Here is a 13,361-nt window from a genome sequence, read left to right on the forward strand (position 1 = left end):
GACGGCATCCTCGTCGGCTACATGCACGACCGGATGAGCGCCCGGCTGATGGGCCTGAGCGCCACCGGCAACGGCCGGCGCCAGTCCTACGCGCACATGCCGATGCCGCGCATGACCAACACCGCGATGATGGGCGGCTCCACCCCGCGCGAAGAGATGATCGCCTCGACCAAGCGCGGCCTCTATTGCGCGAACTTCGGCGGCGGCCAGGTGGACATCACCAACGGCAAGTTCGTGTTCCAGTGCACCGAGGCCTACCTGATCGAGGACGGCAAGATCACCACGCCGGTCAAGGGCGCGACCCTGATCGGCGATGGTCCTTCGGCCCTGACCCGGGTGACGATGATCGGCGACGACTTCGACTTCGATCCCGGCGTCGGCGTCTGCGGAAAGTCCGGCCAGAGCATCCCGGTCGGCGTGGGCCAACCGTCGCTGAAGCTGACCGGCCTGACCGTCGGCGGCACCAGCATCTAGCCAGCGGACAGGGCGAGCCTCAACGGAGGCTCGCCGAGACCCGCGGCTGCACCGGCGTCGACGTCTTCGGCGGCTGGCGGGAGACCTATTACCGGTTTGACGAGATATCGACCGACAAGCTCAAGACCTACGTCGTGCCGTTCGCCGAGTGGAAGCCGAGGTCCGACATCGTGATCCGCGCCGAACTGCAGAACGCCACCAACCGAGGCTTTCGCCACACGCGCACAGTCTATGACGGCCCGCGCGGCGCCAGCGACGTGGCCTTCGTGGACGACCGCAATATCCAGTTTGGCCGCATGTACTGGTTCCGGATCCGCAAGAGTTTCGGCGGTTAGGCGGCGGCGAGCGCGCAACAAAAAGGGCCGGAGCAGCGATGCTCCGGCCCTTATCGTTTCTACACTAGAAGAACCTAGCTCTCTCGGTCGGCCCGCATCGCCGCGGGGCTGACCGCCTGGCGCTCGCCGTCCAGGACCGGAGCGATCGGCTCAGGCTGGGCGTGACCGGCCGGACTGTTCGCCCCATGCGACCAATGCTTGATGAAGAAGCTGAGCACGATGAAGGCGACGCCGACTCCGAGGCCAGCCCAGCCCAGCATCTTGAACACCGCCAGCGACGAGGCCAGCGCGGCCTGTGGATCGAGCACCTGCCCGCCGACCGTCTCGGCGCCAGCCAGACCCGCGATCCAGCCGCCCACGAGTTGGGCGATGGACGAGGCCAGGAACCACACCGCCATCATGAACGAGGCGATCGCGGCCACCGACAGCTTGGTGATCTCCGAGAGGCCCACCGGCGACAGGAAGAGCTCGCCCGTGGTGTGCAGCAGGTAGAGCATGCCAAGCAGCATCAGCGGCAGGCGATATGAGCCGTCGGCCATGCCGGCGCCCCAGACCACCACCATGAAGCCGAGCCCGACCTGGATCAGGCCAAAGCCGAACTTCATGGTCGGGTTCGGATCGCGGCCCCGCGCGGCCAGCCACGCCCACATCGCCGCGAAGATCGGGGCGAAGATGAGAATGAAGGCGGCGTTGAAGGATTGGGTCTGGGCCGCGCCCATGGTGGCGTCGATCCAGAAGCCCGTCGGCTCGATGCCGGCGGCGGCGAGCTGTTCGGCCGACCCCATCGGAATGCCGAGGAAGCTGGTGGCCTGATGGGTGATGGCGAGGTCGACGTTACGGGCGGCGAACAGATTCAGCGAGGTGCCAGCCTGTTCGAACAGGGTGAAGAACACCACCGAGCCGAAGATCAGCACCAGGGCGAGCATCATCCGCTCGCGCTCGACCTTGGCGCACTTGGTCAGGAAGTAGGCGATGTAGCCCAGCGACGCGACGGTGGCGGCCAGCAGCGCCCAGGCCACGAAGCTGTTGCGCTGCACCAGCACCCAGACGCCGCCGACGCCGAGGATGGCCAGGATGTAGATCAGCCATTCGCGGTTGATGGGGCCGGCGACCGCCTCCTTCAGACGCTCCGGATGCGGCGGCTCGCCCTTGCCTTGCAGCAGCGGCTTGCCGAGCACGAAGACCACCCAGCCCAGGGCCATGCCGACGCCGGCTAGGCCAAAGCCCGCCCACCAGCCGACCGTTTGGCCAAGCAGGCCGCAGAGCACCGAGGCCCAGAAGGCGCCCAGGTTGATGCCGTAGTAGTAGAGGGTGAAGCCGGAATCCCGCCGCGGGTCGCCCTGCGGATAGAGTTGGCCGACGATGGTGGAGATGTTCGGCTTCAGGAAGCCGACCCCCATGATGATCAGCGACACCGCCAGATAGAAGGCGTTCACGCCCAGCGGATCGCTTTTCTTTTCCATCTTGAAGCTGCCCTCGGGCAGGATAGACGGCAGCGGCGCGTTCGCGGGAAGGTTCTTGATCTCGAGCCCGCCGCTTTCGGCCGGGCCGAAGTCATGCAGCGTGTCGCCGATCTTGAGCCGCACCGTGCGCGTTTCCATGCGGCCTTCGGCGACCACCTGATAGCTTTGATTGGCGTAGGTCAGGGTCTGGGTGGCGGGGCTGCCCTCGACAGCCATCGTCAGGTGGCCGGCGACCAGCAACAGCGCGCCGAAGGCCACGGCCTTGCGGGTGCCGAGATAGCGGTCGGCCAGCAAGCCGCCGATCAGCGGCAGCAGATAGACCAGGCTGGTGTAGGAGCCGTACTGCGCCCCGGCGGTGGCGTCGTCGAACAGCAGTTGCTGCGTCAAATAGAAGATCAGGATGCCGCGCATCCCGTAGTAGGAAAACCGCTCCCACATCTCGGTGAAGAACAGAATCATCAGCCCGCGCGGGTGCGTTTTCAGCAACTGCAGCAGGACGGGGATGCCGGTCGCCAGCGTAATGACGATCCCCAAAAGGATAACAATATTCATAAGGGCGGTGTTCCGATTTCTTGGACGGCCGGCGCTCCCTGGGGTCGTTTCACCCCCGCCGGGCATATTTGGCGCGAGAAGATCACGCGGTAAGGCCAAGCACAAGCAAGGCGGCGCCTGTACACTGGTGTTCAGGGAGCCTCAAGCCCATCTTAGGCGTTGGACTGGTCATAGGAGGAGCGTCCGCATGCTGATTCCAGGCCCCGACCACCCCATCACCATCGCCCCGGCCAAGACCCGGTGGCGCGCCAAATACGGCGACCACGTGATCGCCGACACCGGCGACGCGCTAGTGCTCAAGGAAGCCGACTATCCGCCCGTCGTGTACTTCCCACGCGCCGACGTCTCGATGGACTTCTTATCGCGCACCGACCGCACGACCCATTGTCCATACAAGGGCGACGCGGCCTACTACACCATACTGATGGACGGTCGGTTCGCCGACAACGCGGTCTGGACCTACGAACAGCCCTTCCCCGCCATGGAACAGATCCGCGGCCGACTGGCCTTCTATCCCGACAAGGTTGAGGTCTATTCGGTGGACGAGGCGGTGGTCGATCCGACCCATGTTCACACCGTTGTCGACGAGGTGGTCCTGCACACCGACAGCGGCGCCGGCGCCAGCCAGCGCGACCATTGGCCGCCGAACGTCGAGAGCCCGGCGCCGGAAGAACGCTAGGCCTCGCGCCCCCTCGGCCCCGGCCATTGCGGCCGGGCGCCTTGCGGCGCTACGCTCATGCCGACGCCTTCGGTCGCCCGGATCGGAAGGCTCGCGACATCGAAACCCTCCAGGCAGAACACGTTGACGCCGTAGTGATCCGGCGCCGAACGCTTGCGATGGAAGGTGTAGATCCCGCAGCGGCTGCAGAAGTAGTGCTTCGCCCGCCGCGTATTCCATTGGTAGAGCGAGAGCGCGTCCTCGCCGGCTAGGACGGTGAGCGCGCTCTCATGCACCTTGGCCATCACCGCGTTTTTCTTGACGCAGAGCGAGCAATCGCAGGTCGTCAGCTCGTCGAGCTCCGCATTCACTTCGAAACGAACGACGCCGCAGTGACAGGAGCCCGACCAGATCATGGCGCGCCCTAGTAGGCGAAGTCCTCGAACACCCGGCGCACGTCGCCCCTCCAGGGGCCGTTGTAGAGTTCGAGCAGCCGCTCGGCCGGGGTGATCCCGCTGTCGGCGATCTCTTCCAACTCCGTCAGGTAATTGCTCTCGTCGACCATGCCGGCGCTGAGACGGTTGCGGTTCTTCAGACCCTGACGCGCGATGGCGACCATGTCCTTGGCCACGTCCTGGACGCTGCGGCCGTTGACCTGCGCCTTGAGGCCCAGGCGCGCCACGTCGGCGCGTAGACGCTCGTGGTCGTCGACCTTCCAATCCTTGCAGAGGTCCCAAGCCGCGGCCAGGGCGGCGCTGTCGTAGAAGATGCCGGCCCAGAGCGCCGGAAGGGCGCAAAGGCGGCTCCACGGACCGGAGTCCGCGCCGCGCATCTCCAGATATTGCTTGAGGCGCACTTCGGGGAAGGCGGTGGTGGTGTGGTCGGCCCAGTCCTTGATCGACGGTCGGTCGCCCGGCAGGTCGGAGAGTTCGCCGGCCATGAACTTGCGGAACGAGCGGCCCGCCAGATCGACATACTTGCCGTCGCGCTTGGCGAAATACATCGGCACGTCGAGAGCGTAGTTGGCATAGGTCTCGAAACCGAAACCGTCGGCGAACACAAAGTTCAGCATGCCGGTGCGGTCGGGGTCGGTGTCGGTCCACACATTGGCGCGGGCCGAGAGGAAGCCCGAGGGCTTGCCCTCGATGAACGGCGAATTGGCGAACAACGCGGTCGCGATCGGCTGCAAGGCCAGGCTGGTGCGGAACTTCGCCACCATGTCGGCCTCGGAGCCGAAGTCCAGATTGGCCTGGACGGTACAGGTGCGGAACATCATGTCGAGGCCGAGATTGCCGACCTTTGGCATGTATTCGCGCATGATCTTGTAGCGGCCCTTGGGCATGACCGGGACCTCGTCCCGCCGCCAGAGCGGCGTGTAGCCCAGCCCAAGGAAACCAAGACCGAGCTCGTCGGCGACCGTCTTGACCTCTTCGAGGTGTTGCCCGGTCTCCTCGCAGATGTCGTGCATGGTCTCCAGCGGCGCGCCGGAAAGTTCGAACTGTCCGCCCGGCTCAAGGCTCACATTGGCCTTGCCGCGCTCCAGGGCGATGACGTTCTCGCCCTCGTAGACGCCCTTCCAGCCGAATCGCATCAGCCCGTTGAGCAGGGCCTGGATGCCGGCGGGACCTTCATACGGAATGGGCTCATAGGTCCCCAACCGGAACACGAACTTCTCATGTTCGGCGCCGACCTTCCAATCGCTGGCAGGCTTTGAGCCTGCTTCGAACCATTGGATCAGGTCCTCGAACGTGAGGGGTCGGTCGTCTGTCACGACGTCGGCCATCTCAATCTCCCCAAGCCCACATTAGTCCGAAAAATCGGCGGCGCGATCTTTACGCCGTTCAGACAGGTGGGCGCAATTCAGGAAACCTCAAGGCCACGCCAGTCGCCCTGAGCAGCCTGCCACAAGGTCAGGGCGCTGATGGCGGCTGTGTCGGCCCGCAGTATCCGCGGTCCCAGTGAAGCGGGCGTGGCGTAGGACAGGTTCCGCAGCATCTCGCGCTCGGCCGGCGAAAAGCCGCCCTCGGGGCCGATCAGGATCGCCCAGGGATCGGCAGGCGCCCCGTCCAGGGCCGCAAGAACCGGCTTGGACTCGCCCGCCTCGTCGCAGAACAGCAGCCGGCGCGGCGCGTCCCAGGCCTCGATCAGCTTGGCGAGCTTCAGGGGTTCGACGATCTGCGGGACATCCATGCGGCCGGTCTGTTCGGCGGCCTCGGTCGCGATGGCGGTCAGCCGGTCGAGGCGGGCCCGCTCGGCGTTGGTGCGTTCGGTGATCACCAGGCGCACCCGGCGCGCGCCCAGTTCGGTGGCCTTTTCGATGATCGTCTCGATCCGGGTGCGCTTCACCAACGCCACCACCAGGTCGAGGTCGGGGCCAAGCGCCTGGGGCCGCTCCAGCGCCGTCAGACGCAGCATCACGCCGCGCTTGCCGGCCACCTCGACCGCGCCGCGCCATTCGCCGTCGCGGCCATTGAAGACCAGCACCTCGTCGCCAACCTCGCGGCGCATGACGGCGGTCAGGTAGCGGCTCTGCGCCAGGTCGAGCGCCAGCGCGTAGTCCTGGGAGAGATCGGGGGTGACGAACAATCGGATCATGGAAAGAGGTTCTAGCCGCGCAAGCGGGATCGGGACTAGGTTCATTCCCATGGCAAAGTCAGATCAAGACGACGACGCGTACGAAACCGAGCTCGCCCACCTCCAGCTCGCCCTGGTGAAATATCAGCAGCACGCCATGGAGAGCGGCGACAAGGTGCTGATCATCCTCGAAGGCCGCGACGCGGCCGGCAAGGACGGCACGATCAAGCGGATGACCGAGCACCTGTCGATTCGCGCGACGCGGGTCATGGCCCTGCCCAAGCCGAGCGAGGTCGAGACCACCCAGTGGTACTTCCAGCGCTATGTGCAACACCTGCCGGCGGCGGGCCAGGTCGTGATCTTCAACCGTTCCTGGTACAATCGGGCCGGGGTCGAGCGGGTGATGGACTTCGCCACGCCCAAGGAGCAGGAGACCTTCCTGCGCGACGTCCCGCATTTCGAGGAAATGCTGGTCGAGAGCGGCATGCAGCTCGTGAAGATCTGGCTCGACATCAGCCGCGAGGAACAGGCCGAACGCCTGAAGGAACGCCGCGACGATCCGCTCAAGGCTCTGAAAATCAGCCCGCTCGACGATGTCGCCCAGGAGAAATGGGCCGAGTACAGCTCGGCTCGCGACGAAATGCTGACCCGGACCCACAACGGGACGACACCCTGGACCTGCGTCGTCACCGACAAGAAGAAGGACGCGCGCCTGAATGTGATGCGCCACGTGGTGCGTACCATCGCGCCCAAGGACATCGCCAAGGATGTCGCCAAGCCTGACAACAAGGTTCTGTTCCAGTTCGAGATCGGGGCGATCGCCGAAGGCCGGCTGAACCGATAGCGGGGGCGTCCGGGGTGGAAGTGATCTCGGCTCGCGCGGCCCGCCGTATCGCGCTGGCCGCGCAGGGGTTCGCCGAGGCTCGCCCGCAGGCGGCCGGCAAGCGTCATCTGCTCAAGACCATCGAGCGGCTGGGCGTGTTGCAGATCGACTCGGTCAATGTGGTGTCGCGCACCCACTATCTGCCGCTGTTCTCGCGGCTGGGCGCCTATCCGCGGCCGTTGCTGGAGGAGATCGCCTGGGGGCCGAGGCCAGCGCTGCTGGAATATTGGGCGCATGAGGCCTCGCTGCTGCCGGCGGCCAGCCATCCGCTGTTCCGCTGGCGGATGGAGGACGCGCGGGCCGGGGTCGGGACCTGGACGGGCATCGCCCGCTTCCTGCGCACCCACGAGGACTTCATCGAGCGGGTCCTGGCCGAGATCGAGACTCGTGGTCCGATGCCGGCCTCCGAACTGAACCTCGGCGCCAAGGGCGCGCAGGGCTGGTGGGGCTGGAGCGAGGGCAAGCGGGCGCTGGAATGCCTGTTCTGGGTCGGCGACCTGACGGCGGCCACCCGGCGCGGGACTTTCGAGCGGGTCTATGGGGTCAGCGACAAGGTGCTGCCGCGCGCCGTCCGCGAGACCCCGACGCCGCCGCGCGAGGACGCCCAGCGCGAGCTGATCCGCATAGCCGCCCGCGCCCAGGGCCTCGCCACCGAGCGTGACCTGCGCGACTATTTCCGCATGCCGGTCGCCGACACCAAGGCGCGCATCGCCGAACTGGTCGAGGCGGGCGAACTGACCCCGGTCGAGGTCACGGGCTGGGGCCTGCCCGCCTATCTGCATCCCGAGGCGCGCCGACCGCGAAAGATCACCGCCAACGCCCTGCTCTCGCCGTTCGACAACCTGATCTGGTTCCGCGAACGCACCGAGCGGCTGTTCGGCACGCGGGTCCGGCTGGAGATCTACACCCCGGCCCACAAGCGGGTGCACGGCTACTATGTCCTGCCCTTCCTACAAGGCGAGGCGATTACCGCGCGGGTGGACCTGAAGGCCGAGCGCAAGCAGGGCGCGCTGCTGGTGCAGTCAGCCCACGCCGAACCTGGGGCCGACGATGCAACTCCCGGCCTGCTAGCCGACGAACTGCGACTCATGGCCGGCTGGCTGGGCCTCGACCGCGTCGAGGTCCAGCCGAAGGGCGATCTGGCCGAGCGATTGGCCGCGGCGCTTTCTTAAGGCGCGCGCGGGCTCGACAACCGCCATTGTTCCGCCCGGCGCCAAGACCGATCAAATCGCTCGCCACGCCTTGGCGAAGCGAGCGACATCCGATCGTCAGGATCCGCCGGTCGCGCCGAACTGCAACGTGTCCATCACCTTCTCCAGATTGAAGGTTCCGGCCTTCTGAGCCGGCGGGAACTCCTTCAGCGTCTGCAAATACTCGCCGATGATGTCCTGGCACGGAACCAGGATGAACGCCCGGTCGAGGTACCAATCCCAGTAGGTGTTCGAGGTGATATCGGCGAACTCATAGGGATCGGTGCGGAGGTTGAACAGCTTGGGAATACGGCCGGTGATGAAGGGCCGGCCCCAAATTTCCAGGGTCCCTTCGACCTTCTGCTCCATGAACACCACTTTCCAGTTGTCCATGCGCAACCCGGCGACTTCACCTTCGTCGGTGAAGTAGATGAAGCCCTTGCGTGGGCTCTTCTCGCCCTTGGTCAGGTGGCCGACCAAGCTGTTGCCGTCGAGGTGGGACTTGAAAGTCTTGCCGTTGAGCGTGGCGCCCTTCTTGAGGTCTTCCTTGATCGTGGCGGCGCCCGCCATCTCGGCGAAGGTCGGCAACCAGTCGAGGTGCGAGACGATGTCGTTCGAGATCGAGCCGGCGGGAATGTTGCCAGGCCAACGCACCATGGCGGGCACGCGGTAGGCGCCTTCCCAGCTGGTGTTCTTTTCCGATCGGAACGGCGTCGTGCCGGCGTCGGGCCAAGAGTTGCAATGCGGGCCGTTGTCGGTCGAGTACATGACGAAGGTGTCGTCGGCGACGCCCAGTTCGTCCACGAGGTCGAGCAGCACGCCGATCGCCTTGTCGTGATCGATCATCACGTCATGATATTCGCTCTGCCAGCGTCCGGCCTGGCCCCTGCTTTCCGGCTTCACGTGCGTGCGGAAGTGCATGTGGGTGGTGTTGAACCAGACGAAGAACGGCACGCCCGCCTTGACCTGCTCGCGAATGAAGGCCGCCGACCTTTCGGTCACCTCGTCGTCGATCGTCTGCATGCGCTTCTTGGTCAACGGGCCGGTGTCTTCGATCGACTGCCCCCCCTTGCCGTCGGCCTTGCAGTGCAGCACCCCGCGCGGGCCAAAACGCTTGCGGAAGTTGGGGAATTCCGCGGGATCCGGATAGTCGGGGTTCTCCGGCTCCTCCTCGGCGTTGAGGTGGTAGAGGTTGCCGAAGAACTCGTCGAAGCCATGCATCGTCGGCAACTGCTCGTCGCGGTCACCGAGGTGATTTTTGCCGAATTGGCCGGTGGCGTAGCCCTGAGCCTTGAGCACCGTGGCGATGGGCGGGATCGAGTCCTTCATGCCCTCCTTGGCGCCAGGCATGCCGACCTTCGTGAGGCCGGTGCGAAGCCCGCCTTGACCGGTGATGAAGCTGGCGCGACCGGCGGTGCAGCTCTGCTCGGCGTAGTAGTCGGTGAACAGCATGCCCTCTTCGGTGATGCGGTCGATGTTGGGCGTCCTGTAGCCCATCATGCCTTTTGTGAAGCAACTGAGGTTCGACTGACCGATATCGTCGCCCCACAGGATCAGGATGTTGGGTTTCTTCGCCATGGTCTCTTTCCTCGCCAGTAGACTTGGCTTGGACTCTGGCTCTCCCGCCTCGAGGCGATATCGGGATTTACCCGCGAGGGTCTAAGGAAAATGCCGGGCAAGGGTGGGGATGCACCCCATGCCAGAAGGGGGCCCGAACGCGCGCGCACGGCCCCAAGCGGCGTCTCTCACACAGCCCGGGCTGGGATCGGATCGAGGGCGACTTTGCTGCGGCGGGCCGCAACTAGGTCCGCCTTGCGCCTGAGACTTGGTCTCCAAAGGGCGCGTCGCGGGCCTCTTCAAGTCCGCGTCGCGAACTCGCTGTCGCCGGTGACCGCCACCACCTGATCGTCGAACGAGGCGTGGGCCGAGGTGTAGAGGTGCGAATAGAGCCCGGCGTTCTCCATCAGCTCGTCGTGGTTCCCCTGCTCCAGGATGCGGCCCTGCTGCAGCACCACGATACGGTCGGCGTCGCGGATGGTCGCCAGCCGGTGGGCGATGACGATACAGGTACGGCCCGAGAACAGCACTTTCAGCGCCTTCTGGATCGCCTGCTCGGTGAAGCTGTCGATGTTCGCGGTCGCCTCGTCGAGGATCAGGATCTGCGGATCGGCCACCAGGGCCCGCGCGAACGAGATCAGCTGCCGCTGGCCCATCGAGATATTGCGGCCCCGCTGTCCGAGCTTGGTCTGATAGCCGTCCGGCAGGCGCATGATGAAGTCGTGCGCGCTCACCGCCTTGGCCGCCCGGGCCACGTCCTCGAAGCTGGCCCCCTGCGTGTTGTAGCGAATGTTCTCCTCGATCGTGCCGGTGAACAGGAAGGGCTCCTGCAGCACCATGCCGATGGTCTTGCCCAGCGAGTCGAGGGTCACGTCGCGCACGTCGTGGCCGCCGACCAGGATCTGGCCCTGGTCGACCTCGTAGAACCGGTGGGTCAGGGCGATGATCGAGGTCTTGCCCGAGCCCGTCGGCCCGACCAGGGCCACCACTTCGCGCGGGTTCACCTTCAGGCTGATGTCGTGCAGAACGGGGCGAGCCGGATCATAGCCGAAGGTGACGTTCTTGAACTCCACCGTCGCCGGAACATCGGCCAGCGGCTGAGCGTCAGGCTTGTCGGTGATCGCCACCTTGACGTCGAGCACCTCGAAGATCCGGTGCCCGGCGGCCATGGCTCGCTGCATGATCGTGTACTGCATCGACAGCATCCGCACTGGATCGAAGAACCGCTGCACATAGAAGATGAAGGCGACCATCACCCCGACCTCCAGCCGCCCGCCCATCACCGCATTGCCGCCGACCACGATGACGATGGCCATGGCGAGGCCCGTCAGCACATCGACCGTCGGCACCATGATCTGGCTCATCCACGAGGCGCGGGCCTGGGCCACGAAATTGTCGTGCGCCATCTCCTTATAGAGCTCGAAGTTCACCGCCTCGCGGCGGCTCTCCTGCACGGTGCGCACGCCGTTGATGTTCTCGGCCAGGGCCGAGTTGGCGGTGGACGAGGCGTCGCGCGCGTCGCGGAAGCTCTTCTTCGAGAACGGCAACCAGATCGCGCGCACGATGATCAGCAGCGGCAACACCGTCAGGGTCAGTAGGCCAAGCTGCCAGTCCATGCTGATCAGGACGGCGGTGATGCCGATCAGCATCGCCAGGTCGCCGACCGCCCCGGTCGAGCTCTCGAGGAACTCCTGCAGCGCGTTCACATCGCCCTGGAGGCGAGACATGATCCGGCCGACATGGGTCTTGTCCATGAAGGACAGCGATACGTCCTGGAAGTGGTCGAACATCTTGCGGCGGACGTCGAAGATCACCCGTTGGGCCAGCCGCGCCGACAGCCATTGCTCCATGAAGAAGGCGCTGGCGTAGACGGCTATCAGGCCGGCGAAGGCGATCAGGATCTGGTCGAGCAGCTGGCCGTCGCGATTGACCGCCGCGGTGACCGCCCGCCCGATCAGCGCCGGGATGCTCACCGCGCAGACCGCCGAGATCAGCACCGCGACCACGGCGATGATGAACGAGCGCTTGTGCGGCTTCAGGATCTCCAGGAACCGCTTGGCGACGTCGATGTCGAACGTGCCGAAGATATCCTCGCCCTCGGAGGTGCCGAGCGAGGCGCGGCGGCGGGGCGGCGGGGCGGCTTGCACGGTCTCGCTCATGCGCCGACCTCCTGGAGAATAGCGTCCTCGTCCAAGGTCGCCTCGGCGTCGGACCTGGTCTGCAGTTCGTAGAGGTCGGCATAGACCCCGCCCTGCTTCACCAGCTCGGCGTGGGTCCCGCGCTCCACCACCGCGCCTTCGTCCAGCACCACGATGTGGTCGGCGTGCATCAGCGAGGACAGCCGGTGGGCGATGATGATGGTGGCCTTGGTCGCGGTGGCGGCCGCCAGGGCGTCACGCACCCGCCGTTCGGTCACCGCATCGATGGCCGCGGTCGAGTCGTCGAAGATCATCACGCCGGGTCCCGGCACCACGCCGCGCGCGATGCTCATCCGCTGGCGCTGGCCGCCCGACAGCGCCACGCCACGCTCGCCGACCCGCGTCTCGTAGCCCGCCGGCAGGCCGGCGATGTGGTCATGAAGCTGGGCGGTCTTGGCCGCGCCGACGATGCGATCCTCCTGCGCCCAGGGATCGGCATAGGCGACGTTGTGACCGATGGAGCTATCGAACAGGAACGCCTCCTGCTGCACCAGCCCGACATATTCGCGCAGCGACGCCAAGGTCACCTCGCGGATATCCTGGCCGTCGATGGTGATCGCCCCGCCGGTCACGTCGTAGAAGCGCGGGATCAGGTTGGCGATGGTCGACTTGCCGCTGCCGGGCGGACCGACGACGCCTAGCGTCTGGCCGGCGCGCACCTCGAAGCTGACCCCATGCAGAATCTGCTTGCCGCCCTGGTCGTAGCTGAAGTCGACGTTCTCGAAGCGCAGCGTCCCCTCGCTCGGCGCCAGGGCCTTGGCGTTCGGCGCGTCGGCGATCTCCGGCTCCAGGTCCAGCACCTCGAACAGCCGAGCGCCCGAGGACGTGGCCCGCGCCGCCGCGTTGAAGATCATCGCGATCTGCCGGATCGGAGACTGCAGCAGCGTCATGTAGGTCAGGAATTCGGTGAGCTTGCCGACGCTCATGGTCCCGCCCGCCACCTTGTGACCGCCGTACCAGAGCAACAGCCCCATCGAGCCGTAGAACGAAACGGTCATCACCGAGACCGCCCGGAACCGCAGGGTGATGCGCTTGTAGGAAAAGTTCAGCGCGTCCAGCGAGGCGGCGTCGAACTTGGCCATCTCGAACTTCTTGCCGGCGAAGGCGCGAACCACCCTGATGCCCTGGCGATTCTCCTCCATGGTCAGGGTCAGGTTCGCCATCAACTCCTGGACCCGCAGCCAGGTGACCCGCAACAGGAAGCCCATCCGCGCCAGCGCCCAGCCGGCGATCGGCACGAAGGCCAGGCCGATCAGCCCCATGGTCAGGTCGGCCGACAGCATCATGTAGCTGGCGAACCCCAGCAGCAGGACCAGGCTGACCGCCTGCATCACCCCGCCCTGAATGAAGACCCGCGCGCCCTCCAGGTCGAGCATGCCCCGCGTGATCAGGTCGCCCGAATGGATGCGGTCGTGGAAGCCGAACGACAGCCGCTGGAGTTGCTGGAAGAACCGCAGCCGCAGGTCATAGCCGACCC

12 protein-coding genes are annotated in these 13,361 nt (G+C 65.9%); 5 read left to right on the top strand and 7 right to left on the bottom strand.

Features of this window, described 5'->3' with window-relative positions; all coding sequences use genetic code 11:
• A partial coding sequence (locus Q7T84_RS00170; protein ID WP_304805542.1) for a metallopeptidase TldD-related protein occupies nucleotides 1-474 on the top strand: 474 nt, incomplete at its 5' end.
• 134 nt (nucleotides 475-608) lie between these two features.
• Entirely contained in the window at nucleotides 609-809 is a 201-nt protein-coding gene (locus Q7T84_RS00175) for a hypothetical protein (RefSeq protein WP_304805543.1), read from the top strand.
• Between the two features lie 74 nt (nucleotides 810-883).
• On the opposite strand, the gene Q7T84_RS00180 is transcribed toward Q7T84_RS00175, so the two are convergent.
• On the bottom strand, nucleotides 884-2,824 hold the full coding sequence (locus Q7T84_RS00180) for a peptide MFS transporter (protein ID WP_304805544.1): 1,941 nt from the start codon (nucleotides 2,822-2,824) through the stop codon (nucleotides 884-886).
• Between the two features lie 187 nt (nucleotides 2,825-3,011).
• On the opposite strand from Q7T84_RS00180, the gene Q7T84_RS00185 reads away from it, so the two are divergent.
• Nucleotides 3,012-3,503, top strand: a complete 492-nt coding sequence (locus Q7T84_RS00185; RefSeq protein ID WP_304805545.1) for a DUF427 domain-containing protein — start codon at nucleotides 3,012-3,014, stop codon at nucleotides 3,501-3,503.
• Here Q7T84_RS00185 and Q7T84_RS00190 read toward each other — a convergent pair.
• The 3 genes from Q7T84_RS00190 to Q7T84_RS00200 form a co-directional block, all read right to left on the bottom strand.
• Nucleotides 3,500-3,898: a GFA family protein gene (locus Q7T84_RS00190; protein WP_304805546.1), complete on the bottom strand. Its 399-nt coding sequence runs from the start codon at nucleotides 3,896-3,898 to the stop codon at nucleotides 3,500-3,502. The two genes, Q7T84_RS00185 and Q7T84_RS00190, sit on opposite strands and share 4 nt — an antisense overlap.
• An 8-nt stretch (nucleotides 3,899-3,906) precedes the next feature.
• Nucleotides 3,907-5,265 (bottom strand): glutamate--cysteine ligase, encoded by a 1,359-nt coding sequence (locus tag Q7T84_RS00195; RefSeq protein WP_304805547.1) that lies wholly within the window; start codon nucleotides 5,263-5,265, stop codon nucleotides 3,907-3,909.
• 77 nt (nucleotides 5,266-5,342) lie between these two features.
• Nucleotides 5,343-6,077: a 16S rRNA (uracil(1498)-N(3))-methyltransferase gene (locus Q7T84_RS00200; RefSeq protein ID WP_304805548.1), complete on the bottom strand. Its 735-nt coding sequence runs from the start codon at nucleotides 6,075-6,077 to the stop codon at nucleotides 5,343-5,345.
• A 49-nt stretch (nucleotides 6,078-6,126) separates the two neighbouring features.
• Here Q7T84_RS00200 and ppk2 point away from each other — a divergent pair, with 49 nt between their 5' ends.
• Nucleotides 6,127-6,900: a polyphosphate kinase 2 gene (gene ppk2, locus Q7T84_RS00205; protein ID WP_304805549.1), complete on the top strand. Its 774-nt coding sequence runs from the start codon at nucleotides 6,127-6,129 to the stop codon at nucleotides 6,898-6,900.
• 14 nt (nucleotides 6,901-6,914) lie between these two features.
• On the top strand, nucleotides 6,915-8,111 hold the full coding sequence (locus tag Q7T84_RS00210; RefSeq protein WP_304805550.1) for a winged helix-turn-helix domain-containing protein: 1,197 nt from the start codon (nucleotides 6,915-6,917) through the stop codon (nucleotides 8,109-8,111).
• Between the two features lie 96 nt (nucleotides 8,112-8,207).
• On the opposite strand, the gene Q7T84_RS00215 is transcribed toward Q7T84_RS00210, so the two are convergent.
• From Q7T84_RS00215 to Q7T84_RS00225, 3 genes are all read right to left on the bottom strand, one after another.
• Nucleotides 8,208-9,707 carry an arylsulfatase gene (locus Q7T84_RS00215; protein ID WP_304805551.1) on the bottom strand — a complete coding sequence of 500 codons (1,500 nt, stop codon included), beginning with the start codon at nucleotides 9,705-9,707 and terminating at the stop codon, nucleotides 8,208-8,210.
• 278 nt (nucleotides 9,708-9,985) lie between these two features.
• On the bottom strand, nucleotides 9,986-11,845 hold the full coding sequence (locus Q7T84_RS00220) for an ABC transporter ATP-binding protein (protein ID WP_304805552.1): 1,860 nt from the start codon (nucleotides 11,843-11,845) through the stop codon (nucleotides 9,986-9,988).
• On the bottom strand, nucleotides 11,842-13,361 hold a 1,520-nt coding region (locus tag Q7T84_RS00225), incomplete at its 5' end, for an ABC transporter ATP-binding protein (RefSeq protein ID WP_304805553.1). The genes Q7T84_RS00220 and Q7T84_RS00225, both read right to left, overlap by 4 nt.

Source organism: Phenylobacterium sp. (assembly GCF_030654915.1).
In the GTDB taxonomy this organism is placed as follows: domain Bacteria; phylum Pseudomonadota; class Alphaproteobacteria; order Caulobacterales; family Caulobacteraceae; genus Phenylobacterium.

What these genes read in the sequence shown, in the direction of transcription:
- Q7T84_RS00180 (WP_304805544.1), bottom strand. Translation starts at nt 2,824, where the DNA reads ATGAATATTGTTATCCTTTTGGGGATCGTCATTACGCTGGCGACCGGC.
- Q7T84_RS00185 (WP_304805545.1), top strand. Translation starts at nt 3,012, where the DNA reads ATGCTGATTCCAGGCCCCGACCACCCCATCACCATCGCCCCGGCCAAG.
- Q7T84_RS00190 (WP_304805546.1), bottom strand. Translation starts at nt 3,898, where the DNA reads ATGATCTGGTCGGGCTCCTGTCACTGCGGCGTCGTTCGTTTCGAAGTG.
- Q7T84_RS00195 (WP_304805547.1), bottom strand. Translation starts at nt 5,265, where the DNA reads ATGGCCGACGTCGTGACAGACGACCGACCCCTCACGTTCGAGGACCTG.
- Q7T84_RS00200 (WP_304805548.1), bottom strand. Translation starts at nt 6,077, where the DNA reads ATGATCCGATTGTTCGTCACCCCCGATCTCTCCCAGGACTACGCGCTG.
- ppk2 (WP_304805549.1), top strand. Translation starts at nt 6,127, where the DNA reads ATGGCAAAGTCAGATCAAGACGACGACGCGTACGAAACCGAGCTCGCC.
- Q7T84_RS00215 (WP_304805551.1), bottom strand. Translation starts at nt 9,707, where the DNA reads ATGGCGAAGAAACCCAACATCCTGATCCTGTGGGGCGACGATATCGGT.
- Q7T84_RS00220 (WP_304805552.1), bottom strand. Translation starts at nt 11,845, where the DNA reads ATGAGCGAGACCGTGCAAGCCGCCCCGCCGCCCCGCCGCCGCGCCTCG.